Origin of the sequence: Streptomyces uncialis (assembly GCF_036250755.1) — a bacterium.
GTDB classification, from domain to species: Bacteria; Actinomycetota; Actinomycetes; order Streptomycetales; family Streptomycetaceae; genus Streptomyces; species Streptomyces uncialis.
In genome coordinates this window covers 7,691,209-7,714,118 of sequence record NZ_CP109583.1, presented here as the reverse complement: position 1 = coordinate 7,714,118, position 22,910 = coordinate 7,691,209, and the positions used below count along the sequence as shown (strand labels likewise).

18 protein-coding genes are annotated in these 22,910 nt (G+C 72.0%); 3 read left to right on the top strand and 15 right to left on the bottom strand.

The window, feature by feature from the left end:
- Positions 1-95: 95 nt before the first annotated feature.
- From aroB to OG711_RS32245, 9 genes are all read right to left on the bottom strand, one after another.
- Positions 96-1,190 carry a 3-dehydroquinate synthase gene (gene aroB, locus OG711_RS32285; protein WP_266513239.1) on the bottom strand — a complete coding sequence of 365 codons (1,095 nt, stop codon included), beginning with the start codon at positions 1,188-1,190 and terminating at the stop codon, positions 96-98.
- Complete coding sequence (locus OG711_RS32280) at positions 1,187-1,795, bottom strand: shikimate kinase (RefSeq protein WP_266513242.1); 609 nt, start codon at positions 1,793-1,795, stop codon at positions 1,187-1,189. The genes aroB and OG711_RS32280 overlap by 4 nt, the downstream gene beginning before the upstream one ends.
- Positions 1,796-1,800: 5 nt before the next feature.
- Positions 1,801-2,985 carry a chorismate synthase gene (gene aroC / locus OG711_RS32275; protein ID WP_266513245.1) on the bottom strand — a complete coding sequence of 395 codons (1,185 nt, stop codon included), beginning with the start codon at positions 2,983-2,985 and terminating at the stop codon, positions 1,801-1,803.
- Between the two features lie 139 nt (positions 2,986-3,124).
- A complete protein-coding gene (locus OG711_RS32270) occupies positions 3,125-3,979 on the bottom strand; it encodes a shikimate dehydrogenase (RefSeq protein ID WP_329562051.1) in 855 nt (284 codons plus the stop codon).
- On the bottom strand, positions 3,954-5,777 hold the full coding sequence (gene mltG, locus OG711_RS32265; protein WP_329562049.1) for an endolytic transglycosylase MltG: 1,824 nt from the start codon (positions 5,775-5,777) through the stop codon (positions 3,954-3,956). The genes OG711_RS32270 and mltG overlap by 26 nt, the downstream gene beginning before the upstream one ends.
- Before the next feature lie 125 nt (positions 5,778-5,902).
- Positions 5,903-6,367: a Holliday junction resolvase RuvX gene (ruvX, locus tag OG711_RS32260; protein WP_073792018.1), complete on the bottom strand. Its 465-nt coding sequence runs from the start codon at positions 6,365-6,367 to the stop codon at positions 5,903-5,905.
- Positions 6,367-9,039 carry an alanine--tRNA ligase gene (gene alaS / locus OG711_RS32255; RefSeq protein ID WP_266513256.1) on the bottom strand — a complete coding sequence of 891 codons (2,673 nt, stop codon included), beginning with the start codon at positions 9,037-9,039 and terminating at the stop codon, positions 6,367-6,369. The genes ruvX and alaS overlap by 1 nt, the downstream gene beginning before the upstream one ends.
- Positions 9,039-9,395 carry a DUF6167 family protein gene (locus tag OG711_RS32250; RefSeq protein ID WP_073792024.1) on the bottom strand — a complete coding sequence of 119 codons (357 nt, stop codon included), beginning with the start codon at positions 9,393-9,395 and terminating at the stop codon, positions 9,039-9,041. Before OG711_RS32250 ends, alaS begins: the two co-directional genes overlap by 1 nt.
- 7 nt (positions 9,396-9,402) lie before the next feature.
- Complete coding sequence (locus OG711_RS32245) at positions 9,403-9,846, bottom strand: DUF948 domain-containing protein (protein WP_073792027.1); 444 nt, start codon at positions 9,844-9,846, stop codon at positions 9,403-9,405.
- 272 nt (positions 9,847-10,118) lie between these two features.
- On the opposite strand from OG711_RS32245, the gene OG711_RS32240 reads away from it, so the two are divergent.
- On the top strand, positions 10,119-12,485 hold the full coding sequence (locus tag OG711_RS32240; RefSeq protein WP_329562046.1) for an ATP-binding protein: 2,367 nt from the start codon (positions 10,119-10,121) through the stop codon (positions 12,483-12,485).
- 33 nt (positions 12,486-12,518) lie between these two features.
- Here OG711_RS32240 and rpsD read toward each other — a convergent pair whose 3' ends face one another.
- The 5 genes from rpsD to OG711_RS32215 all read right to left on the bottom strand — a co-directional run bounded on the left by rpsD (position 12,519) and on the right by OG711_RS32215 (position 17,788).
- Positions 12,519-13,133, bottom strand: coding sequence for a 30S ribosomal protein S4 (rpsD, locus tag OG711_RS32235; protein ID WP_073792029.1), 615 nt, complete (start codon positions 13,131-13,133; stop codon positions 12,519-12,521).
- A gap of 321 nt (positions 13,134-13,454) precedes the next feature.
- Entirely contained in the window at positions 13,455-14,843 is a 1,389-nt protein-coding gene (locus OG711_RS32230; protein ID WP_073792031.1) for a replication-associated recombination protein A, read from the bottom strand.
- 90 nt (positions 14,844-14,933) lie between these two features.
- Positions 14,934-15,575, bottom strand: coding sequence for a vitamin K epoxide reductase family protein (locus OG711_RS32225; protein WP_073792034.1), 642 nt, complete (start codon positions 15,573-15,575; stop codon positions 14,934-14,936).
- A gap of 230 nt (positions 15,576-15,805) precedes the next feature.
- Positions 15,806-17,068 carry a histidine--tRNA ligase gene (gene hisS / locus OG711_RS32220; RefSeq protein WP_073792037.1) on the bottom strand — a complete coding sequence of 421 codons (1,263 nt, stop codon included), beginning with the start codon at positions 17,066-17,068 and terminating at the stop codon, positions 15,806-15,808.
- Between the two features lie 12 nt (positions 17,069-17,080).
- Complete coding sequence (locus OG711_RS32215) at positions 17,081-17,788, bottom strand: MBL fold metallo-hydrolase (protein WP_329562041.1); 708 nt, start codon at positions 17,786-17,788, stop codon at positions 17,081-17,083.
- 256 nt (positions 17,789-18,044) lie between these two features.
- On the opposite strand from OG711_RS32215, the gene OG711_RS32210 reads away from it, so the two are divergent.
- Together OG711_RS32210 and OG711_RS32205 are read left to right on the top strand one after the other, a co-directional pair.
- Positions 18,045-18,878: a peptidylprolyl isomerase gene (locus OG711_RS32210; protein WP_073792043.1), complete on the top strand. Its 834-nt coding sequence runs from the start codon at positions 18,045-18,047 to the stop codon at positions 18,876-18,878.
- A 134-nt stretch (positions 18,879-19,012) separates the two neighbouring features.
- Entirely contained in the window at positions 19,013-20,242 is a 1,230-nt protein-coding gene (locus OG711_RS32205; protein WP_073792046.1) for a DUF349 domain-containing protein, read from the top strand.
- 78 nt (positions 20,243-20,320) lie between these two features.
- Here OG711_RS32205 and OG711_RS32200 read toward each other — a convergent pair whose 3' ends face one another.
- Complete coding sequence (locus OG711_RS32200; RefSeq protein WP_073792049.1) at positions 20,321-22,900, bottom strand: RelA/SpoT family protein; 2,580 nt, start codon at positions 22,898-22,900, stop codon at positions 20,321-20,323.
- Positions 22,901-22,910 lie beyond the last annotated feature (10 nt).

The following is a 22,910-nucleotide window of genomic DNA, read 5'->3' as shown; positions in this document are numbered from 1 at the left end:
TGGGGACGGGCCGGGTGAACGGACGGCGGACGGCGGAGGATGCGCTCAGGGACGCGGGGCCGGTCCATCGGCCCCGCGTCCCGTGGGAGCGGGGACTAGCCCGCGACCTCGCCGTAGGCGGCGAGCAGCACCGCCGGGTCCGGGCCCTCCAGGACAGTCGGCCGCGCGAGGCCGTCGAGCACGATGAACCGCAGCAGGTCGCCCCGGGACTTCTTGTCGACCTTCATGGTCTCCAGGAGCTTGGGCCACTGGTCGTAGCGGTAGCTGAGCGGCAGCCCCACGGACTCCAGGACCGTGCGGTGGCGGTCGGCGGTGGCGTCGTCCAGGCGTCCGGCGAGCCGGCCGAGCTCGGCGGCGAAGTGCATACCGACGGAGACGGCGGCGCCGTGCCGCCACTGGTAGCGCTCGTTCTTCTCGATGGCGTGCGCGAGGGTGTGGCCGTAGTTGAGGATCTCCCGGCGCCCGGCTTCCTTGAGGTCGCCGGAGACGACCTCCGCCTTGACCCTGATGGACCGCTCGACGAGTTCCGCGGTGTGCGGGCCCGCCGGGGTCCGGGCGGCCTGCGGGTCGGCCTCGACCAGGTCGAGGATCACGGGGTCGGCGATGAACCCGGCCTTGATGATCTCGGCGAGCCCGGAGACGTAGTCGTGGACGGGCAGCGACTCCAGCGCGGCGAGGTCGCACAGCACCCCGGCCGGCGGGTGGAAGGCGCCGACGAGGTTCTTGCCCTCGGCGGTGTTGATGCCGGTCTTGCCTCCGACGGCGGCGTCGACCATCCCGAGGACGGTGGTCGGGACCGCGACCCAGCGCACGCCGCGCAGCCAGCTCGCCGCCACGAACCCGGCGAGGTCGGTGGTGGCGCCGCCGCCCACGCCGACGATGACGTCGCTGCGGGTGAAGCCGGACTGCCCGAGCGCCTTCCAGCAGTAGGCGGCGACCTCGGCGGTCTTGGCCTCCTCGGCGTTGGGCACCTGGATGGCGACCGCTTCGAAGCCCTGTCCGGCGAGGTCCGCGCGCAGTGCCTCCCCGGTCTCGGCCAGCGCCTCGGGGTGGATCACGGCGACCCGCTTGACCCGCGGCCCGATCAGGGCGCCCAGTTCACCGAGGAGCTGCCGCCCGACGAGCACGTCGTACGGGTCGGTGCCGGCCGAACCTGCGACCTGGATACGGGTGGGTGCCTGCTCGCTCATGGGGTCTCCTGGCGGGGGTCGTGCGGGTCGTCGTCCGGGGCGGCGGGGCCGTCCGGGACGGGTGGTGCGCCGGGGCCGGCCGTGAGGCCCAGCGCTTCGAGGACGGCGCGGGCCACCTCTTCGGGGTCCCGGTCCGCGGTGGTGACGACCGCGCGGGCCACCTCGGTGTAGAGCGGGAGGCGGGCCTCCATCAGCTCGCGCCAGGTACGGCGGGGGTTGACGGCGAGCAGCGGCCGGGCGACGTTCAGCCCGGTGCGGCGTACCGCCTCGTCCACGTCCATCGTCAGCAGGACGACGGGCCGCCCGGCGAGCAGGGCGCGGGTGTCGGCGTCGAGGACGGCGCCGCCGCCGAGGGCGAGGACACCGTCGTGGGTGCGCAGCGCGTCCCGGACGGCGGCCTTCTCGGCGGCGCGGAAGTACGGTTCGCCGTCGTTGACGAAGATGTCGGAGATCGGGCGGCCCTCGGCGGCCTCGATGTCGTCGTCGGTGTCCCGGTAGGGGCGCCCCAGCCACTCGGCGAGGAGCGCCCCGACGGTGGACTTGCCGACGCCCATCGGTCCGACGAGGACGACGGCGGGCCCGGCCGGTCCGGGTGTGTCGGGCATCGTCGTCACCGGATGCGCAGGTGGTCGAGGTAGGACTCGACGTTGCGGCGGGTCTCGGGGACGCTGTCGCCGCCGAACTTCTCCGCGACGGCGTCCGCGAGGACCAGGGCGACCATGGCCTCGGCGACGATCCCGGCGGCCGGGACCGCGCAGACGTCGGAGCGCTGGTGGTGGGCCTTGGTGGCCTCGCCGGTGACGATGTCGACGGTGGCGAGGGCCCGCGGGACGGTCGCGATGGGCTTCATCGCGGCGCGCACCCGCAGCAGTTCCCCGGTGCTCAGACCGCCCTCGGTGCCGCCGGAGCGGCCGGTGACACGCTTGATGCCGTCGGCGGTGCGGACGATCTCGTCATGGGCCTGCGAGCCGGGGACGCGGGCGAGGCCGAAGCCGTCGCCGAGTTCGACGCCCTTGATGGCCTGGATGCCCATGAGGGCGGCGGAGAGCCGGGCGTCGAGACGGCGGTCCCAGTGGACATGGGAGCCGAGGCCGACGGGCACGCCGTAGGCCAGCACCTCGACGACCCCGCCGAGGGTGTCGCCGTCCTTGTGGGCCTGGTCGATCTCGGCGACCATCGCCTCCGACGCGGCGCTGTCGAGGCAGCGCACCGGGTCGGCGTCGAGCTTGTCGACGTCCGAGGGGACGGGGTAGACGCCGTACGGGGCCTTGGCCGCCGCCAGTTCCACGACATGGCTGACGATCTCGATGCCCGCGGTGGCCTTGAGGTAGGACCGGGCGACCGCGCCGAGCGCGACCCGGGCCGCGGTCTCCCGGGCGGAGGCGCGCTCCAGGATGGGGCGGGCCTCGTCGAAGCCGTACTTCTGCATGCCCGCGAGGTCGGCGTGACCGGGGCGGGGGCGGGTCAGCGGGGCGTTGCGGGCCATGGTGGCGAGTTCGGCCGGGTCGACCGGGTCGGCCGCCATGACCTTCTCCCACTTGGGCCACTCGGTGTTGCCGACCATGATCGCGACCGGGGAGCCCAGGGTGAGACCGTGGCGTACCCCGCCGAGGAACGTGACCTCGTCACGTTCGAACTTCATCCGGGCACCGCGTCCATAGCCGAGGCGCCGCCGGGCCAGGTGGTCCCCCACCATCTCCGTGGTGATCGGGACACCGGCGGGAAGACCCTCCAGTGTCGCCACCAGGGCGGGGCCGTGCGACTCCCCCGCGGTCAGCCAGCGCAACCTGCTCAACGGTGCTCCTCTTGCTCGCGCCCGAACTGCGACGGCGCGACCGGGTGCGCGGCCCTGGCCCGCCACCCCTGATCCTCCCATGCCCCGGACCCGTGCCTGTTCGAAGGTCCATCAGGCGGACGCCCCCGGGTCCGGCGGGTCAGCGGGAGGCGAGCGCGTGCTCTCCGGCGCGGCGCATCGCGGCCAGCGGCGCGGGGCCGCGCCCGGTCATCCGCTCGACCTGGAGCACGGCCTGGTGGACGAGGAGGTCGAGGCCGCTGACGACGGCGCCGCCGTACGCCGACCAGCGGGCGGCGAGCTCGGTGGGCCAGGGCTCGTACAGCACGTCGAACAGCGTCGCGGGGCGTTCGGGCAGCCGGGCGGCGAGGGCGTCGGTCGTCCCGGCGGGCGTGGTGGCGATCACCAGGGGGGCGTGCAGCGCGCGGGCCGCGTCGTCCCAGTCCTCGGTGCGGACCTCGACGCCGAGGCGTTCGCCCCACTGCCGCATTTCCGCCGCGCGGGCGGCGCTGCGGACGTAGGCGACGACCTCGCCGGTGCAGATCCGGGCGAGGGCGGCGAGCGCGGACGAGGCGGTGGCCCCGGCGCCGAGCACCGCCGCGGACTCCACGGACTCCACGCCGCGCTCCCGCAGCGCGGCGACCATCCCGGGGATGTCGGTGTTGTCCCCGGTGCGGCGGCCGTCCTCGGTGAGGACGACGGTGTTGACGGCTTCCACGGCGGCGGCCGTGTCGCTGACCTCGTCGAGCAGCGGGATCACCGCGCGCTTGAGCGGCATGGTCAGCGAGAGCCCGGCCCACTCGGGGCCGAGCCCGGCGAGGAAGCCGGGCAGGGCCGCCTCGTCGGTCTCGAAGCGGTCGTAGCTCCAGCCGGTCAGTCCCAGTTCGGCGTAGGCCGCCCGGTGCAGCACCGGGGACAGGGAGTGCGCGATCGGTGAGCCGAGGACCGCCGCGCGGCGCCGCCCGGCGTGCTCAGTCGCCGTTCTTCCGTCGCTCATTGAATTCGCGCACCAGTTCCTCGTGGTCGGCCAGTTCCTTGGTGAACGTGGTCGTCTTGCCGTCGATGGAGATGAAGAACATCCAGCCGTCGGTGTCGGGCTCGACCGCGGCCTGCATCGCGTCCTTGCCGGGGTTCCCGATCGGGCCGGGGGGCAGTCCCGCGTAGAAGTACGTGTTGTACGGGTCGTCGTAGTTCCGGATCTCCTTGGTGGAGATGTCGATCTCGCTCTGGTTCTTCACGTAGTTGTACGCGGAGTCGAACTCGACCTTCTGGTTGGTGACCACGTTCGTCGGCTTGAGGCGGTTGTAGACGACGGCCGCCATCTTCTTGAAGTCGTCGTGGGTCATGCCCTCGGCCTGGACCATGCTCGCGACGGTGACGACCTCCAGCGGATCCTTCAGCCCCAGCTCGCGGGCCTTCGCCTCCAGGTCGTAGGTCTCGTACTGCTCGACCGCCTGGGCGACCATCTTCTTGAGCACGGCGGCCGGTTTCATACCCTTGGCGACGGAGTAGCTCGACGGGTAGAGGAAGCCCTCCAGCGGATCCTTTATGTCCTTGTCCGAGTTCGCCCAGCTGGGCAGACCGAGGGACTTCGACTCCTTGAGGGCGACTTCCTTGGTGGTGCCGCCGGGCAGTTCGAGGCGCTTGTCGATCTGCGAGTAGACCCAGGCGTTGCGGCGGCCCTCCGCGATGATGAGGTTGTTGCGGCTCTTGGGACTGAGCATCAGTTCGACGGCACTGGCCGCCGACATCTGCTTGCGCAGCAGATAGACGCCGTCCTGGATGGTGTTGCCCTTGGGGTTCTGCTGCTGGGCCGACACGAACGCGTCGACGCTCCTGATGACGCCGGCTTCCTTGAGTTTCTGGCCGATGCCGGAGCCGAGCGAGCCCTTGGGGATGTCCACGGAGACGGTCTCGCCGGTGCCGTCACCCGCGAAGTCCGGGGCCGTGCCGAAACGATCCTGGTAGAACTGGAACCCGAAGTAGCCGACCGCGCCGATACCGCCCGCGAAGACCGCGGTGACCAGCAGACACGCGACCCCGCTGCGGCCTTTCCTGCTCTTGCCGCCGCGACCGCGCCGGTCACCGCCCCGGCCGCCGGAACGGCCCTCGGGCTCCTCGTCGTCGTATCCGTCGCCGTCGGGCGCGTCCTGGCCGGTGAAGAAGGCGTGGTCCTCGCCCTCCTGACCGGCGTCCCACTCGGTGGCCTCGTCCGGGTCGGGCGCGGCGCGCCGCCGGCCGGGAGGCTCGGGCGGCGGGTACGCCGCGTCCGAGCCGTAGTGGTCGGGCTGCTCGGCGCCGTACGCCTCGGGCTGTCCCGCGTAGGTGCCCGCGGGGTCGGTGCCGTAGGGGATCTGGCCGGGCTGCGCGGCCTCCCAGCCGCCCTGGTACTGGCCGCCGTGCGCGTCGCCCTGCCCGGGGGCGGGCTGGTTGTGCCATTCGTCGTACTGCGGGGACTGCCCGGCGTGCTGCGGGGCGTGGCCCTGCTGCGGGTACGCCTGCTGGGTGTGGTCCTGCGGATACTGCTGCGGGTCGTACCCCTGGCCCTGGCCTTGGCCCTGGTCCTGCGGGTACGACTGCTGCGGCTGGCCCTGCTCGTAGTACTGGTGCTGCTGGCCCTGCTGGTGCTGGTCCTGGTGGCCCTGCTGCTGGTGCTGCTGCCCGTGCGGGTACTGCTGACCGGTCTGGGGGGACTGGCCGGGGTGGCCCTGCGAGCCCTCCCATCCGACGTCCCCGTACAACGGGTCCTCCGGATACCACGGTTCGGAGCCTTGGCCCCGGCCATATTCAGTCATCTGTCCCCTAGTGCCGCGAGGCGGGGTCCGCTGAGCACTCGCGGCGCGGCGTCGCATCCACCTCAATTGCTGTGCGCCGGCTGTTCGAACCCCGTCGCATCGCGCGGAACGTTACCGTATCGCGATCAGATGACCACTTCGACGCCCTCACCGGGTGCAGCGCCTGACGCCCGTTCGGACTCCAGAGCGTTCTGGAGGATCACCACAGCGGCAGCCTGGTCGATGACAGACCGGCCCTTTCGGGACGTCACGCCCGAGGCGCGCAGTCCCTGACTGGCCGTGATTGTGGTCATCCTCTCGTCCATCAGGCGCACCGGGACGGGCGCGATACCGGTGGCGAGGACCTGGGCGAAGGCCCGGACCTTGACCGCCGCCGGGCCCTCGCCGCCGCGCAGGGAGCGCGGGAGCCCGACGACGACCTCGATCGGCTCGTACTCCTCCACGAGGGCCCGCAGCCGCCGGTGGGCGGCCGGGACATCACGTCCCGGCACGGTCTCCACCGGCGTGGCGAGGATGCCGTCCGGATCGCAGGAGGCGACACCGATCCGGGCGTCCCCCACGTCGAGCGCGAGTCGGCGGCCCCGGCGCATCAGGCGGCGGTGTCGGCGACGAGCCGTTCGACGGCGTCGATGGCGTCACCGATCGCGGCGGCGTTCTGGCCGCCGCCCTGGGCGACGTCCGGCTTGCCGCCACCGCCGCCGCCGAGGGTCTTGGCGGCGGCGCGGACCAGCTCACCGGCCTTCAGACCGCGCGCGCGGGCGGCGTCGTTGGTGGCGATCACCGTGAGCGGCTTGCCGTTCACGGCGGTGAACAGGGCCACGACCACGGCCCGGTCGCCCTGGATACGGCCCCGGACGTCGAGGACCAGCTTGCGCAGGTCGTCGGCGGTGGTGCCGTCGGGGACCTGGCCGGTGACGAGGGCGGTACCGCGCACGTCCTTGGCGGACGAGGCGAGCCCGGCGGCGGCCTGGAGGACCTTCTCCGCGCGGAACCTCTCGATCTCCTTCTCGGCCTCCCGCAGCTTGGCGAGCATCCCGGCGATCTTCTCGGGCAGCTCCTCGGAGCGGCCCTTGACCAGCTCCTGGAGCTGGGCGACGACGGTGTGCTCACGGGCGAGGAAGTTGTAGGCGTCGACGCCCACCAGGGCCTCGATACGGCGCACCCCGGAGCCGATGGACGACTCCCCGAGCAGCTTCACCAGGCCGAGCTGCGAGGTGTTGTGGACATGGGTACCGCCGCAGAGCTCCTTGGAGAAGTCCCCGATGGTGACGACCCGGACCCGCTCGCCGTACTTCTCGCCGAACTCGGCGATGGCGCCCTGCTTCTTGGCGTCGTCGATGCTCATGACCTCGGCCTGGACGTCGAGGTCCCGGGCGAGGACCTCGTTGATCCGCTGCTCGACGTCGGTGAGGACGGTGCCGGGCACGGCGGCCGGTGAGCCGAAGTCGAAACGGAAGCGGCCGGGCTGGTTCTCGGAACCGGCCTGGGCGGCCGTCGGGCCGAGCGCGTCACGCAGCGCCTGGTGGGTGAGGTGGGTGGCGGAGTGGGCGCGGGCGATGGCGGTGCGGCGGCGCACGTCGATGGTGGCGTGGGCGGCGGCGCCGACGGTCACCTCACCGACCTGGACGACGCCCTTGTGGACGTACACGCCCGGCACCGGCTTCTGGCAGTCGCGGATCTCGACCACGGCCCCCGAGTCGAGGCGGATCCGGCCGGTGTCACCGATCTGGCCGCCGCCCTCGGCGTAGAAGGGGGTGCGGTCGAGGACGATCTCGACGTCGTCGCCCTCGGTGGCGGCCGGGGAGGAGACCCCGTCCACCAGGATGCCGACGATCCGGGACTCGCCCTCGGTGTCGGCGTACCCGGTGAACTCGGTGGCGCCCGCGCGGTCGGCGATCTCGCGGTAGGCGCCCATGTCGGCGTGACCGGTCTTCTTGGCGCGGGCGTCGGCCTTGGCGCGCTCCCGCTGCTCCTTCATCAGCCGCCGGAAGCCGTCCTGGTCCACGGCGAGGCCCTGTTCGGCGGCCATCTCCAGGGTGAGGTCGATGGGGAAGCCCCAGGTGTCGTGGAGCAGGAACGCCTTGTCACCGGTGAGCACCGTGCCGCCGGTGGCCTTGGTCTCCGAGACGGCGCTGTCGAGGATGTTGGTGCCGGCCTTCAGCGTCTTGAGGAACGCGGCCTCCTCGGCGAGGGCCACGGTCTCGATGCGCGCCCGCTCGCTCTCCAGCTCCGGGTACTGGTCGGCCATCGAGCGGATGACCGTGTCGACCAGCTCACCGACGACGGGGCCGGTGGCGCCCAGCAGCCGCATGTTGCGCACGGCGCGGCGCATGATGCGGCGCAGTACGTAGCCGCGGCCCTCGTTGCCGGGGGTGACGCCGTCGCCGATGAGCATCACGGAGGTGCGCATGTGGTCGGAGACGACGCGCAGCGAGACATCGCTGTCGTGGGCCTTGCCGTAGGCGATACCGGTCAGCTCGGTGGCCTTCTCGATCACGACACGGGAGGTGTCGATCTCGAACATGTTCTGCACGCCCTGGAGGATCATGGCGAGGCGTTCGAGACCGAGACCGGTGTCGATGTTCTTGTTCGGCAGGTCTCCGAGGATCTCGAAGTCTTCCTTGCCGGTGCCCTCGCCCCGCTCGTACTGCATGAAGACGAGGTTCCAGATCTCGACGTACCGCTCGTCGTTGACGGCGGGGCCGCCCTCGACGCCGAACTCGGGGCCGCGGTCGTAGTGGACCTCGGAGCAGGGGCCGCAGGGGCCGGGGACGCCCATGGACCAGAAGTTGGGGCCCATCCCGAGGCGCTGGATGCGCTCGGCGGGCACCCCGATGACGTCCCGCCAGATGCGCTCGGCCTCGTCGTCCTGCTCGTAGACCGTGATCCACAGCCGCTCGGGGTCCAGGGCGTAGCCGCCGTCCGCGAGGGAGCCGGTCAGCAGCTCCCAGGCGTACTTGATGGCGCCTTCCTTGAAGTAGTCCCCGAAGGAGAAGTTGCCGCACATCTGGAAGAAGGTGCCGTGCCGGGTGGTCTTGCCGACCTCTTCGATGTCCGGGGTGCGGACGCACTTCTGGACGCTGGTGGCGCGCTCGTAGGGCGGCTTGACCTCACCGAGGAAGTACGGCTTGAAGGGGACCATGCCCGCGGGGACCAGCAGCAGGGTCGGGTCGTCCGCGATCAGCGACGCCGACGGAACGACGGTGTGCCCGCGCTCCTCGAAGAAGCGCAGCCAGCGGCGGCGGATTTCAGCCGACTCCATCAGTGGTCCTCATTCCGGTTGTGCGAGTGCGTCCTGTGCTCGGCGTACTTCGCGGCCTTCGGGTGGTCGGGGTGGTAGGGGCTTTCCAGGGCGGCGGCGCGGCGCGGCGCGGGGAGCTCACCGTCGACGGGGGCGTGCAGGCCCAGCGCGTCGCCCAGTTCGTGCTCGCGCTGGATCATTCCGGCGCGGACGTCGAGGGCGAACTCCTTGAGCCGGTGGCCGGTGTCGACGGCCTTGTTCGCGGCCTGGGCGGCGAGGCTCTCCGGGGTGAGCTGCTTGAGCTTGCGGTTGACCTTGGTGGTGGCCCAGACCCCGGCGGCGGCGCCCGCGGTGAACCAGAACGTACGGCGGAACATCGCTGCGTCAGTCCTTCTTGCGCCTGCCGCGCCGCTTGGCCGGGACGGCCCGGCCGAGGATCACGGTGCGACGGGCCTGTTCGGTGGGCGGGGTGGCGGCGGGCGCGCCCTTGCGGCCGATGGCCTGGCGGACGCCGTAGCCGAACGCGGCGACCTTCACCAGGGGGCCGCCGAAGGTGGCGGCGACCGTGGTGGAGAGCGCGGAGGCGTTCGACGTGACCTCCTGGACATCGGAGGCGATGGAGTCGACCCGGTCGATCTGGGTCTGTGCCGAGCGCACGGCCGTGGCCGCGTCCGCCAGCAGCGGGACTGCCTGGTCGGTCACGTCCGCGACGAGTTTGGTGGTCGCCCTGAGCGTCTGGGCCAGCCTCGCCAGCGCGACGGCGAGGAAGGAGACCAGGATCGCCCAGAAGACGGCCACCAGGATCCCGGCAACCTCTCCACCGGACACAGTGCACCGCTCCCTGAGATCTTCGCCCGGGGTGACCGGGACGCCCGTACGTCGACCGCGCCGGCCCTGCGGCGGTCCTTCGCCGGTGCCCGGCGGTCGACAAGTATGGCCCGAGCCTATCGCGCCACGCGCCCGCCTCCGTACCGGATTACGGCCCCCCGTCACGGTGTGTGCCGGTGCGGGTCCGGGCGGGCGGGCGAGGGATCCGCGACGGGGCGGCCCGTGCGGGCTGATTGTACGGACCGCTTATGCCTGGGTACGCTCCGTCTCTCATGCGACGCACATCGCGGCCCGGGGCCCGAAGAGACGATTCTGCGCAGTTCCCGGGGGTGTCCGGTGCCCTGCCGCTGGAGCTGAACGCCTTCGTGGGACGCGCTCCCGAGCTGGCCTGTCTGGCGGGCGCGCTGGAGGAATCCCGGCTGGTGACCGTGACCGGTATGGGCGGGGTCGGCAAGTCCCGGCTGGCGGCGCGCGCGGCGGCCGTGTGCGCTCCGCCGGGCGGGGCGCGGCTGGTGGAGCTGGCGGCGGTGACCGCCGACGATCTGCTGGAGTACGCGGTCGTGGAGGCCCTGGCGCTCACCGACCACACCGCCCGGCCCGCCCGTGAGGTGCTGCTGGAGCACTTCGCGGACCGCCGGGTCCTGCTCGTCGTGGACGGCTACGAACATCTGGTGGACCCGTGCGCGGCGCTGGTCGGGGCGCTGCTGCGGGCCGCGCCGGGGCTCACCGTCCTCGCCGCGGGCCGGCGTCCGCTGGGGCTGAGCGGGGAGCGGGTGGTGCCGCTCGCCCCGCTGGGCGAGCCGGACGCCCTGGCCCTGTTCACGGACCGGGCGGCGGCCGTGGTGCCCGGCTTCGCGCTGGACGACGCGGCGGCGGACGACGCGCGGGAGGTCTGCCGCCGGCTGGACGGCATACCGCTCGCGCTGGAGCTGGCGGCGGGACGGCTCACCGCGCTGTCCCCCGGTCAGCTGCTGCACCGCCTCGACGACCGTTTCCGGCTGCTCACCGGGGGCGGCCGGGACGCTTTGCCCCGCCATCAGACGCTGCGGACGGCGATCGGCTGGAGCCATGAGCTGTGCACCGCGCGGGAGCGGCTGCTGTGGGCGCGGCTCTCGGTGTTCTCCGGCGCCTTCGACCTGGACGCCGTCGAGTACGTGTGCGGCGGGGACGGGCTGCACGCGGACGATGTCCTCGATGTGCTGTCGGCCCTGCTCGAACAGTCCGTGGTGGGCCGTGAGGACGGGGCCGCCGGGGTGCGCTACCGGATGCTGGACACGGTCCGCGCGTACGGCGCCGACTGGCTGGAGGGTTCCGGGGACGCGGTACGGCTGCGGCGGCGCCACCGGGACTGGTACATGGGGCTGGCGACCTGGTGCGAGCTGGAGTGGTTCTCCCCGCGCCAGGCGGAGGTGGCCGCGCGGATCGAGGCGGAGCTGCCCAATCTGCGTACCGCCCTGGAGCACTGCCTCACCGAGCCCGGCGACACCCGGCTCGGCCAGCATCTCGCGGGCACCCTCTGGTTCTACTGGGTGGGCTGCGGGCGGCTCTCGGAGGGCCGGCACTGGCTCCAGCGCAGCGTGGAGCTGGACGCGGGGGCGCCGGAGCAGCCCGACGACTTCCCGCAGGCCCGGCTCAAGGCCCTGTGGGTGCTGGGCTATGTGGCGATCCTCCAGGGCGACCCGGTCCCGGCGCTCGCGGCGCTCCATGAGTGCCAGGACGAGGCGGAGCGGACGGACAACGCGGTCGCCGTCGCGTACGTCGAGCACCGCAGGGGCTGTCTGGCGCTGGTCGGTGACGATGTCCGCCGCGCCGAGGTGCTGCTCCGCTCGGCGCTGGAGCGCTACGAGGAGATCGGGGAGCTGAACAGCAATGTCCTGATGGCCCGGGTGGAGCTGGCCATGGCGCTGGCGTTCCAGGGCGAGCTCGGGGACGCGGTACGGCTGTGCGAGGACGTCCGGGAGGTGTGCGAGGACCACGGGGAGCGCTGGACCCGGGCGTACGCGCTGTTCGTCCTCGGGTACGCGGCCCGCTGCGAGGGTGATCCGGCGCGGGCCCGGCGGCTGCTGGAGGAGTGCCTGGTCATCGACCACACGTTCCGGGACCTGCTGGGCGCGGTCCTCGCGATCGAGCTGCTGGCGCTGGTCACGGTGGACGAGGGCGATCCGGCGGAGGCGGCGGTGCTCCAGGGCGCGGCGGGCCGGATGTGGGCGTCGGTGGGTCTGCCGCTGTTCGGCTCACGCCACTACAACGCGCCGCACGAGCTGTGCGAGGAGCGCTCCCGGGCGGCGCTGGGCGACGTCCGGTACGAGGAGTGCGTGCGGGAGGGCGCCCGGCTGGGCATGGACGCGGCGGTGGGCCGGGCCCTGGGCCATGGGCCGGCGCCGGACGACGGGCCGGGGGCGGCCGGGGTGGTGCCGGTCGCGGGACCGGGGGCGCCGGACAGCGCACCGGATGCCGGGGCGGACGGTACGGGGGCGGCGCGGACGGACGGTGTGGAGCCGGGCGGCGGCGGGCCGCGGAGCGTGGAGCCGGACGGGGGCGCGGCGTCCGTGGGGCCGGGGGACGGCGGCGGCACGGGTCCGGGAACACCGCGGCCCGCCGCCTCGCCCGCTCCGGGGAGCGGGGAGACGACGGGCTGAGGCGTGGTGACGCGGGAGAGCGCTACGTCCGGATCAGCGGGCGTAGTACTCGACGACGAGCTGCTCGTCGCAGATCACGGGGATCTCCTTGCGCTGCGGGTCCCGGTCCAGGCGGAACGCCAGGGCCTTCAGGTTGACCTGAAGGTAACGGGGGGTCTCACCGTCGGCGGCGTAGCCACCCTCGCGGGAGACCTGGAACAGCGTCTTCTCGCGCGAGCGCTCGCGGACCATGACGACATCGTCGGGACGGACACGGAAGGACGGCTTGTCGACCTTCTTGCCGTTGACCTCGATGTGGCCGTGGACGACCATCTGGCGGGCCTGGTAGATCGTGCGGGCGATGCCCGAACGCAGCACCAGCGCGTCCAGACGGCGCTCCAGCTCGATGATCAGGGCCTCGCCGGTCTTGCCCTGGACCTTGCTGGCGCGGTCGTAGGCGCGGACGAGCTGACGCTCGGACACGTCGTACTGCGCGCGCAGACGCTGCTTCTCCAGCAGACGGACCTTGTAGTCCGAGGTCTGCTTGCGGCCGCGGCCGTGCTCGCCCGGCGGGTAGGGGCGGGCCTCGAAGTACTTGACGGCCTTGGGGGTCAGCGCGATGCCGAGGGCACGCGACTTCTTGACCTTGGGACGGGACTGGTTCGGCACGAACCAACCTCTCTCACTTTGAACGAATACGGCTCACCAGGGTTAAGGGAGGTCGCATCCGCAGCCCGGGGAAACCCGGGGGGTCCGCTGGACCCCTGGGCAGCCGCTCCCTGGACTGGGCACATACGTGCAGCACGCGAGTGGCCCACCGACCGCTGGGGTGGTGGGCTGCCCGCGACACCTTTCGACGGTGCGCGACGCTCCTGGAACCCGCCCGTGAGGGCGCGGGCTCCGGCTGCTTGTCCCGTTCTGGTGAACCGGCCGGGGCCGGACACGGGACGCAGCGCTCGGGGAAGTTTACCGGGTGTCCGGGGGTGCCTGCTACCGGGGCCCGGACCCGGTGGGCGGGGCGGCCGGGCCCTGCTCCCCGCGCAGCCGCTCACGGACCCGCTCCACGACATCGGCGTAGCGCGCTTCCGCACCGTACCGGGTGGGCTGGTAGTACCGCTTGCCGTCGACGGCCTCCGGGGCGTACCGCTGGGCGGCGATACCGCCGGGGACGTCGTGCGGATAGACGTACCCCTTGGCGTGGCCGAGGGTGGCGGCGCCTTTGTAGTGCCCGTCCCGCAGATGGGTCGGCACCGGACCGGCGAGGCCCTTGCGGACGTCCTCCATGGCGGCGCCGATGGCGAGCGTCGCGGCGTTCGACTTGGGTGCGAGGGCCAGTGCGATGGTGGCGTGGCTGAGGGTGAGGGCGGCTTCGGGGAAGCCGATGAGGGCGACGGCCTGGGCGGCGGCCACGGCGGTGGGCAGGGCCGTCGGGTCGGCGAGGCCGATGTCCTCGCTGGCGGAGATCATCAGCCGCCGGGCGATGAAGCGGGGGTCCTCCCCCGCCTCGATCATCCGGGCCAGATAGTGCAGGGCGGCGTCCACGTCGGAGCCGCGGATGGACTTGATCAGCGCGCTGGCCACGTCGTAGTGCTGGTCACCGGCGCGGTCGTACTTCACCGCGGCCCGGTCGACGGACTCCTCCAGGGTGCTCAGCGTCAGGGTGTCGTCGCCCTTGGCGAGGGCGGCGCCCGCGCCCGCCTCCAGTGCGGTGAGTGCCCGGCGGGCGTCGCCGCCCGCGATCCGCAGCAGATGCGCCTCGGCGTCCTCGGCGAGGGCGACCGCGCCGCCGAGGCCCCGCTCGTCGGTGAGGGCGCGCCGCAGCAGTCCGCTCACGTCGTCGTCGGTGAGGGGTTCCAGGGTGAGCAGCAGGGAGCGGGACAGCAGCGGGGAGATGATCGAGAAGTAGGGGTTCTCGGTGGTGGCGGCGATCAGGGTGACCCAGCGGTTCTCCACGGCGGGCAGCAGCGAGTCCTGCTGGGCCTTGCTGAAGCGGTGGATCTCGTCCAGGAAGAGCACGGTCTCCTGGCCGTATCCGCCGGTGGCGCGGCGGGCGCTCTCGATGACGGCGCGGACCTCCTTGACGCCCGCGGTGATCGCGGAGAGCTCCACGAAACGCTTCTTGGTGGCCTTGGAGACCACGTACGCGAGGGTCGTCTTGCCGGTGCCGGGCGGGCCCCAGAGGATCACCGAGGAGGGGCCGGCGGGACCGCCGCCGCCCTCGCCGACGAGCCGGCGCAGGGGGGCGCCGGGCTTGAGCAGATGCTGCTGGCCGAGGACCTCGTCGAGCACGCGCGGGCGCATGCGTACGGCGAGAGGACTGCTCGCCGGGTCTTTCTCCTGGCGTTCCTCGGCGGCGGCGGTGAACAGATCGGGCTCCACCCGGGGAACCCTATGCCACACCACCGACACTCCGGCCGGGCACCGTCGTGCGCGGTGCCCGGCCGGGGCGTCGAAGGGTGCGGGGGCGGCTCAGCTGGTCCAGAACTCCCACCAGCGGGTCATGATCAGTATGCCGATGGCGCCGATGTGCAGGACGGGCAGCACCCAGGTGAACTCGCCGAGGAAGCTCTTCAGCCAGCCCGGGGCGGGCAGATGTCCCGCGCGGACGTTGAACGAGGTCACGTACCAGAACATGATGATCGTCGCGACCCAGGCCAGACAGCACCACAGGCACAGCGCGTGGATGCGGTAGAGCGACTGGAACATCAGCCAGCCGCAGAAGGCCACGCCGAAGAGCATCCCGGCGTTCATGGTGAGCCAGTACCAGCGGGGGAGGCGGGCGCCCGCGAGCAGGGTCATCCCCACGCAGATGATCATGCCGTAGGTGACCAGGCCGAGCATCGGGTTGGGGAACCCGAAGACATGGGACTGCTCGCTCTCCATGATGTTGCCGCACGACACCACGGGGTTGAGGCTGCACCCGGGGACGTAACCCGAGTCCTCCAGGAGCTTGAACTTGTCGATGGTGATGACCCACGCGGCGAGCAGCCCCGCGGCGCCGGTGATCACCAGGAGCAGGGCGAGTCCGCGACCGGCGCCGACGCTGCCGGGGGCGTCGGACCGGGGGGAAGCGGAGGACACGTCGTTGTCTGCTGTCATCGTCTCGGTCATCACGCCGTTCCGTCAGTCGAGTCGCGGGCCAGGGCATCGTCATTGTGCCGTACGTGTCTGTGTGCCCCCCGTCCGGCGGACCGGATCCCGCCGGTCCGGCGGGAAGGGGTCCCGCCCCAGGTGGCGGGCGGTCCCGGCGGACGACGAGGGGGTCGCGCGGCACCTGGCCGCGCGACCCCCTCGACATCGGTTCTCACCCTCGCGGGGGACCCGGTGGAGGTCCCGCGCGGTCAGCCCAGCCGGGAGCGGAGCGTGTCGGTGACGGCGGCCAGGGCCACCGGCTCCTGTGCGCCCGACTCCATGTCCTTGAGCTGGACGACCCCTTCGGCGAGGTCCCGTTCACCCGCGACGAGGGTGAAGCGGGCTCCGGAGCGGTGGGCGCCCTTCATGGCGGCCTTGACGCTCCGGCCGCCGTACGCGAGGTCCGTGGCGACCCCGGCCCGGCGCAGTTCGGCGACGACGCCGAAGAGGACCGTGCGGGCCTGCTCGCCGAGCGGGACGGCGTACACGCTGGTGGCGGGCGGGATGTCGAGGGTGACGCCCTCGGCCTCCAGCGCGAGGACCGTGCGGTCGACACCCAGTGCCCAGCCGACGGACGGCAGCGCGGGGCCGCCGATCATCTCGGAGAGCCCGTCGTAGCGTCCGCCGCCGCCGACCGCGGACTGGGAGCCCAGACCGTCGTGGACGAACTCGAAGGTGGTGCGGGTGTAGTAGTCGAGGCCGCGGACCAGCTTGGCGTCGTCCTCGAAGGCGACGCCCTGCGCGGTGAGCAGCGCGCGGACCTCGGCGTGGTAGGCGCGGCACGCGTCGCACAGGTGGTCACGCAGCAGGGGCGCGTCGACGAGCTGCTTCTGGACGTCGGGGCGCTTGTCGTCGAGGACCCGCAGCGGGTTGATGTCGATCCGGCGGCGGGTCTCCTCGTCGAGGTCGAGGCCGCGCAGGAAGTCCTGGAGCGCCGTGCGGTAGGCGGGGCGGCACTCGCTGTCGCCCAGGGAGTTCAGCAGGATGCGGAAGTCACGCAGCCCGAGGGAACGGTACGCCTGGTCGGCGAGCAGGATCAGCTCGGCGTCGAGGGCGGGGTCCTCGGTGCCGATCGCCTCGGCGCCGATCTGCGAGAAGTGGCGGTAGCGGCCCTTCTGGGGGCGCTCGTAGCGGTAGTACGAGCCGGAGTACCAGAGCTTGACCGGCAGGTTGCCCGCCTTGTGCAGACCGGCCTCCAGGGTGGCGCGGAGCACGGAGGCGGTGCCCTCGGGGCGCAGCGCGAGTTCGTCGCCGCCCTTGGTGGTGAGGGTGTACATCTCCTTGGTGACGATGTCGGTGGACTCGCCGACACCGCGGGCGAACAGTTCGACGTTCTCGAAGCCGGGCGTCTCGATGTAGCCGTAGCCCGCGATGCGCAGGGGCGCGGCCAGGGCCTCACGGACGGCGAGGAACGTCGCGCTGTCGGGCGGGGTCAGGTCGTACGTGCCCTTGGGGGCCTTGAAGGTGCTCACGAAGGTCTCTGGTCACATTCCTCGTCGGGGAGCCGAGGGGGCTCCCTGGCCGGCGGCCACCTGCCGCAGATACGGGTTGGTGGCGCGTTCCTGGCCGATGGTGGTCTGGGCGCCGTGGCCGGACAGCACCACGGTCGAGTCGTCGAGCGGCAGGCATACCCGGGCCAGCGACCGCAGGATCTCGGGGTGGCTGCCGCCGGGCAGGTCGGTGCGTCCGATGGAGCCGGCGAACAGCAGGTCGCCCGAGAAGAAGACGGACGGGACGTCCGCGTTCTCGGGCATCCTGAAGGTCACCGACCCCTTGGTATGGCCGGGGGCGTGTGCGACGGTGAGGTCGAGTCCGGCGAGCTCCAGCGAGGCGCCGTCGGTCAGTTCCCGCAGATCCGCGGGCTCCCCCACGGTCAGTTCACCCATGAGCGGGGCGCCGATGGCGCGGCCGAGCGCCTTCTCGGGGTCGCTCAGCATGTACCGGTCCTCGGGGTGGATCCAGGCGGGCACGTCGTGCGCGCCGCACACCGGGACGACCGAGGCGACATGGTCGATATGGCCGTGGGTGAGGACGACCGCGACGGGCTTGAGCCGATGCCTGGCGATTGCCTCCTCGACCCCGGGGGCGGCCTGGTGCCCCGGGTCGATGATCACGCACTCCTCGCCCGCGGCGGGGGCCACCAGATAGCAATTGGTGCCCCAGGCCCCGGCGGGGAACCCCGCAATGAGCACGATCGTCCTCTGCTTCTCGAAATGTCTCTCGGATGTCTCGCGGCGGGTCCGCCGGGAGGGTCTGTCCGGTCTTCCCCGGTTGTGCCGGGGCGTTCCCGGGACGTTCCCGTACGGATGAGACGCGTCCGGCGTCCCGGCTCCCGCGGGACGCGGCTCCCCCGAGCCTACCGGCGGTGCCGTTTCCACAGCGAACCCATATACGGTACGGGACACACCCAGACGGTCAGGCTTTCGAGACGTACGAGGAGACAACCCGGTGGTCAGCCAGGAGCAGCGGCGGCGGCAGCTCGCCCGGGAGAAGTTCTTGCGGCAGCAGCAGCGGCGCGAGGGCACCCGGCGCAGGGCACGCACCCGGAACGCGGTGATCGCGGCGGCACTGGCCGTGGTGGTCGCCGGGGGCGCGGTGTCGTACGCGGCGGGAGCGTTCGACGGGAGCGACGGCGAGAAGGACTCGGCGGGTTCGCAGGCGAGCCCGTCGCCGTCGAAGGCGCCCGATCCGTGCGAGAAGCCCGCGGCGGGCGAGCCCTCCACGAAGACGTACAAGAAGGAACCGGCGCTGTCGATCGACAAGTCGGCGAAGTACACCATGAAGCTGGACACCACCTGCGGCGCGGTGGATGTGGAGCTGGACGCGGCGGCGGCGCCGCGGACGGTGAACTCCTTCAACTTCCTGCTCGGGAAGGGGTATCTGGACCACACCAAGTGCCACCGGCTCACCACCTCGGGCATCTACGTGCTCCAGTGCGGCGACCCCAAGGGCACCGGCGAGGGCACCCCGGGCTACACGATCCCGGACGAGAACCTCAAGGACAAGCGGCTCAAGGGCGGTGTCTACCCGGCGGGCACGGTCGCCATGGCGAACCGGTACAACGCCCAGACCAAGGAGGGCAAGAACTCCGGCGGCAGCCAGTTCTTCGTGGTGTACCAGGACAGTCAGCTGCCTCCGCACTACACGCCGTTCGGGACGCTCTCCGAGTCGGGCATGAAGGTCCTGTCGAAGATCTCGAAGGCCGGGGAGAACTCCGGGATGGGTGACGGGGCCCCCAACGCGACCGTGGTCATCGACAAGGCGACGGTCACGAAGTCGTGATCCCCACCGCGTAATTTCGGTCGCGCGGGATGCGGACAGCCGCCCCGCCGGTCGCCTAGATTGGCCGTGACGAAACTGTGGACGATGCCCGGGGGCCCGACAGGCCCCCGCGGACATCATGTGGAGGAGGCGCTGTGAGCAGCGACCCGTGGGGCCGCGTCGACGAGACGGGGACCGTGTACGTGCGTACGGCCGACGGTGAGCAGGTCGTCGGTTCCTGGCAGGCAGGCTCCCCCGAGGAGGCTCTGGCCTACTTCGAGCGCAAGTACGAGGGCCTGGTCGTGGAGATCGGCCTCCTCGAACGCCGGGTCAGGACGACCGATCTGTCCAGCAAGGACGCCCAGACGGCGATCGGTCATATCCGGGAGCAGGTGGACGCGCACCACGCGGTGGGCGATCTCCAGGCGCTGCGCGTACGGCTCGACAAGCTGGTGGAGAGCGTCGAGGCGCGCCGCGAGGAGCGCCGGGTCCAGAAGGCGAAGCAGTCCGACGAGGCCCGGCACGCCAAGGAGGCCCTGGTCGTCGAGGCGGAGGAGCTGGCGGCCAGCGAGCAGTGGCGGTCGGCCGGTGAGCGGCTGCGGGCGCTGGTGGACACCTGGAAGGGTCTGCCGCGGCTGGACCGCAAGTCCGACGACGAGCTGTGGCACCGCTTCTCGCACGCCCGCTCGGCCTTCTCCAAGCGGCGCAAGGCGCACTTCGCGTCCCTGGACGCGCAGCGCGAGGAGGCCCGCAGGACCAAGGAGCGGCTGGTCTCGGAGGCCGAGGCGCTGTCGGGTTCCACGGACTGGGGTCCGACGGCGGCCCGCTACCGCGATCTGATGGCCGACTGGAAGGCCGCGGGCCGCGCCCAGCGGGAGCACGAGGACGATCTGTGGAACCGCTTCCGGGGTGCGCAGGACGTGTTCTTCGCGGCGCGCAGTTCGCTGTTCGCGGAGCGTGACGCGGAGCAGTCGGAGAATCTGAAGGTCAAGGAGGGGCTGGTCGAGGAGGCCGAGAAGCTCGTCCCGGTGGGCGATCTGAAGTCCGCGCGGGCCGCGTTCCGGTCGATCAACGAGCGCTGGGAGGCCGTCGGGCATGTGCCCCGGGACGCCCGGCCGCGCGTGGAGGGCCGGATGCAGGCGGTGGAGCGGGCCCTCGCGGAGTCGGAGGAGACCGAGTGGCGCCGGACGAACCCGGAGGCACGGGCGCGTGCCGAGGGTCTGACCGGTCAGCTCCAGGCCGCGGTGGACAAGCTGCGCGGGCAGGCCGAAGCGGCGCGCGCGCAGGGCAACAACGCCAAGGCGGACAAGCTGGAGCGGGAGCTGGAAGGGCGGCAGGCGCTGCTCGACCAGGCGCTCAAGGGCCTCCAGGAGTTCGGGGGCTGATCTCCCTCCGGCACGGAACCGCACAGGGGTGGGCCCCGGCACTTTCGGTGCCGGGGCCCACCCCTGTGCGCGTCCGGTTCAGGGCCTGCGGGCCGAGGTGACGCGGTACACGTCGTAGACGCCTTCCACTCCTCTGACCGCCTTGAGGACGTGTCCGAGGTGCTTGGGGTCGCCCATCTCGAAGGTGAACCGGGAGGTGGCGACCCGGTCGCGGGAGGTCTGGACGGCCGCCGACAGGATGTTGACGTGCTGGTCCGACAGGATGCGGGTGACGTCGGAGAGCAGCCGGGACCGGTCCAGTGCCTCGACCTGGATGGCGACGAGGAACACCGAGGACTGGGTGGGTGCCCACTCGACGTCCAGCATGCGTTCGGGCTGCTTGGACAGCGACTCGACGTTGACGCAGTCCGCGCGGTGCACGGAGACACCGCTGCCCCGGGTGACGAACCCGATGATGGGGTCGCCGGGTACGGGGGTGCAGCAGCGGGCCAGCTTCACCCAGACGTCGTCGACGCCCTTGACGACGACCCCGGGGTCGGCGTTGGAGCGGCGCTTGCGGGAGCGTCCGCGCGCGGGCGGTACGTCCTCGATGTCCTCGCTGGCGGCCTCCTCGCCGCCGAGGGCCTGGACGAGCTTCTGGACGACGCTCTGCGCGGCGACATGGCCCTCGCCGATCGCCGCGTACAGCGACGAGATGTCGGGGTAGCGCATCTCGTGCGCGAGGGTGACCAGGGAGTCGCCGGTGAGGATGCGCTGGATGGGCAGGTTCTGCTTGCGCATCGCGCGGGCGATGGAGTCCTTGCCCTGTTCGATCGCCTCGTCGCGGCGTTCCTTGGAGAACCAGGCACGGATCTTGTTGCGGGCCCGTGGCGACTTGACGAAGCCGAGCCAGTCGCGGGAGGGTCCCGCGCCTGTCGCCTTGGAGGTGAAGACCTCCACCAGGTCGCCGTTGTCGAGCGTCGATTCGAGCGGCACGAGACGGCCGTTGACCCGGGCTCCTATGGTGCGGTGCCCGACCTCGGTGTGCACGGCGTACGCGAAGTCGACGGGGGTGGCGCCCGCGGGCAGCGCTATGACGTCGCCCTTGGGGGTGAAGACGAAGACCTCGTTGCGGGACAGGTCGAAGCGCAGGGACTCCAGGAACTCGCCCGGGTCCTCGGTCTCCTTCTGCCAGTCGAGGAGCTGGCGCAGCCACGCCATGTCGTTGACGGCGGCGCTGTCCTTGCCCGACCGGCCGGCGGGGCTGCGGGGCGCGTCGGTGCGTACCTTGGACGCGCCCGCCACGGCCTCCTGCTTGTACTTCCAGTGCGCGGCGATGCCGTACTCGGCGCGGCGGTGCATGTCGAACGTACGGATCTGGAGCTCGACGGGCTTGCCGTTGGGGCCGATCACCGTGGTGTGCAGCGACTGGTACATGTTGAACTTGGGCATCGCGATGTAGTCCTTGAAGCGCCCCGGAACCGGGTTCCAGCGCGCGTGGACGGTGCCCAGGGCCGCGTAGCAGTCGCGGACGGTGTCCACCAGGACACGGATGCCCACCAGGTCGTAGATCTCCGCGAAGTCCCGGCCGCGGACGATCATCTTCTGGTAGACGCTGTAGTAGTGCTTCGGGCGGCCCGTGACGGTCGCCTTGATACGGGCGGCGCGCAGATCGGCCTGGACCTCGTCGGTCACTATGGCGAGGTATTCGTCCCGCTTGGGGGCGCGCTCCGCGACGAGCCGGACGATCTCGTCGTACATCTTGGGGTAGAGGATCGCGAAGGCGAGGTCCTCCAGCTCCCACTTGATGGTGTTCATGCCCAGCCGGTGGGCGAGCGGGGCGTAGATCTCCAGCGTCTCGCGGGCCTTCTTCTCCTGCTTCTCCCGCTTGAGGTAGCGCATGGTGCGCATGTTGTGGAGCCGGTCGGCGAGCTTGATGACCAGGACGCGCGGGTCCTTGGCCATGGCGACGACCATCTTGCGCACGGTCTCCGCCTGCGCGGCCTCACCGAACTTGACCTTGTCCAGCTTGGTGACGCCGTCCACGAGGAGGGCGACGGTGTCACCGAAGTCACGGCGCAGGGTGTCCAGGCCGTACTCGGTGTCCTCGACGGTGTCGTGCAGCAGGCCCGCCATCAGCGTCGCCGGGTCCATGCCCAGCTCGGCGAGGATCGTGGTGACCGCGAGCGGGTGGGTGATGTACGGGTCGCCGCTCTTGCGCTTCTGGCCGCGGTGCCAGCGTTCGGCGACCTGGTAGGCCTGCTCGATCTGGCGGAGCGTCGCCGTCTCGATCTTGGGGTCGTTGCCGCGCACTATCCGCAGCAACGGCTCCAGGACCGGGTTGTACGGGTTGGAACGCTGGACGCCGAGCCGGGCGAGCCGGGCCCGGACACGGTTCGGCGAGGCGGAGCGCGCGACGGACTGACCGGCGCCGCCGCGGGCCGGGGCGGGCTTCACGGGAGCGGGCGCGGGCGCGGCGGCCGGAGCGGGCGCGGCGGCGGGGCGCTCGGGCGGCTTGGGGCGTGACGGCTCCGCCGCCTGGCCGGCGCTTCGCGTGTGCTCGGCGGGCTTCCCGTGCGGCGCGCTCTGCGCGTGGGCCACGGGGGCGGTCGCGGGGGCCGCCGCCCGGTCGGCCTGCGTGTCGGGCGTGGCGGCGAGTGGCTGGGGCTCGTCTGGCAAGTGCGCTCCT

Excerpts from the sequence above, each read along its gene's own strand:
- aroB (WP_266513239.1), bottom strand. The coding sequence starts at position 1,190 with ATGAGCGAGCAGGCACCCACCCGTATCCAGGTCGCAGGTTCGGCCGGC.
- OG711_RS32280 (WP_266513242.1), bottom strand. The coding sequence starts at position 1,795 with ATGCCCGACACACCCGGACCGGCCGGGCCCGCCGTCGTCCTCGTCGGA.
- OG711_RS32270 (WP_329562051.1), bottom strand. The coding sequence starts at position 3,979 with ATGAGCGACGGAAGAACGGCGACTGAGCACGCCGGGCGGCGCCGCGCG.
- mltG (WP_329562049.1), bottom strand. The coding sequence starts at position 5,777 with ATGACTGAATATGGCCGGGGCCAAGGCTCCGAACCGTGGTATCCGGAG.
- ruvX (WP_073792018.1), bottom strand. The coding sequence starts at position 6,367 with ATGCGCCGGGGCCGCCGACTCGCGCTCGACGTGGGGGACGCCCGGATC.
- alaS (WP_266513256.1), bottom strand. The coding sequence starts at position 9,039 with ATGGAGTCGGCTGAAATCCGCCGCCGCTGGCTGCGCTTCTTCGAGGAG.
- OG711_RS32250 (WP_073792024.1), bottom strand. The coding sequence starts at position 9,395 with ATGTTCCGCCGTACGTTCTGGTTCACCGCGGGCGCCGCCGCCGGGGTC.
- OG711_RS32240 (WP_329562046.1), top strand. The coding sequence starts at position 10,119 with ATGCGACGCACATCGCGGCCCGGGGCCCGAAGAGACGATTCTGCGCAG.
- OG711_RS32225 (WP_073792034.1), bottom strand. The coding sequence starts at position 15,575 with ATGACCGAGACGATGACAGCAGACAACGACGTGTCCTCCGCTTCCCCC.